The 1,015-nt window shown below is 73.5% G+C and carries 1 protein-coding gene; it reads left to right on the top strand.

Features of this window, described 5'->3' with window-relative positions:
- Positions 1-235: 235 nt before the first annotated feature.
- The gene (locus CEK69_RS20915; protein ID WP_152247718.1) at positions 236-814 is read left to right on the top strand and encodes a superoxide dismutase family protein; all 579 of its coding nucleotides are present in this window, start codon (positions 236-238) and stop codon (positions 812-814) included.
- Positions 815-1,015: the final 201 nt, after the last annotated feature.

Genomic DNA, 1,015 nt, shown 5'->3' with positions numbered 1-1,015 from the left:
GCAGTTGGCCTCCCGGGCCCTCGCGTGCTCGGGGGGCGGGGGGGGGGGCGCTGCCGTGGGGGTGGCGCACCCCAGCCCCCCCAAACACAACCCAGCCCGGCCGGGACGAGGAACACCCCTAAGCACTCCCCACTCTAGTGTGGGGGGAGGGCCCGACTAGACTGCACGCCGTGCACCTTCATGGGGTCTGCACGGCCGCCCCTCTAGTTTCGCCCTGCCACAGGAGTCGATGTCGATGCGTTATGGATTGCCCCTCGCCGCGAGTGCCTTGTTGATGCTGGCCGCGTGCAGCAGCGCGCCGCCCAAGGCCCCGCCGCCGCCGCCGCCCAAGGCGCCGCCGCTGGCCAGTGCCGGCACCGTGCAGCAGGCGCAGGCCGTGCTGGCGCCGGCCTCCGGCAGCCTGGTCAGCGGCAAGCTGTCGCTGGTCGCCGCCCCCGGTGGCGTGCGCATCACCGGCACCCTCGGCGGCCTGCAGCCCAACCGCAGCTTTGCCTTCCATGTGCATGAGCGCGGCGACTGCAGCGCGGCCGACGCCAGCAGCGCCGGCGGTCACTTCAACCCGCTCGGTGCCCCGCACGGCCGCGCCGGCAGCGGTCCGCACCACGCCGGCGACATGGACAACCTCAACGCCAATGCCGACGGCACCGCGCAGATCGACGTGCTGCTGCACGGCGTGGTGCTCGGCGGCGGCGCGGCCAACGATATCGTCGGCCGCGCATTGGTGGCACACGCAGATCCCGATGATTACCACAGCCAGCCGGCCGGCAATGCCGGCGCGCGCGTGGCCTGCGGCGTGATCCGCCCGCTGCGCTGACCTCGCATCGCTACTTCCGCCCGGGTCCGCCTGGGAGGTCCGTCCGCATTCCGCGGCTCTGCAACGAAGGAGAACCCCCGTGCGTCGTACCCTTCCCAGTCTGCTGTTCCTGGCCACCACCCTGGCGCTGAGCGCCTGCAAGCGCGAAGAACCCGCCACCACCCCGGCGGCGACCCCCGAACCCGCCGCCGCCCCGGCCGC

This window comes from Xanthomonas sp. LMG 12462 (assembly GCF_009192885.1).
GTDB classification, from domain to species: Bacteria; Pseudomonadota; Gammaproteobacteria; order Xanthomonadales; family Xanthomonadaceae; genus Xanthomonas_A; species Xanthomonas_A sontii.
The sequence above is the reverse complement of the archived record's forward strand: the minus strand, read 5'-3'. Positions and strand labels throughout refer to the sequence as shown.

What these genes read in the sequence shown, in the direction of transcription:
- CEK69_RS20915 (WP_152247718.1), top strand. Translation starts at nt 236, where the DNA reads ATGCGTTATGGATTGCCCCTCGCCGCGAGTGCCTTGTTGATGCTGGCC.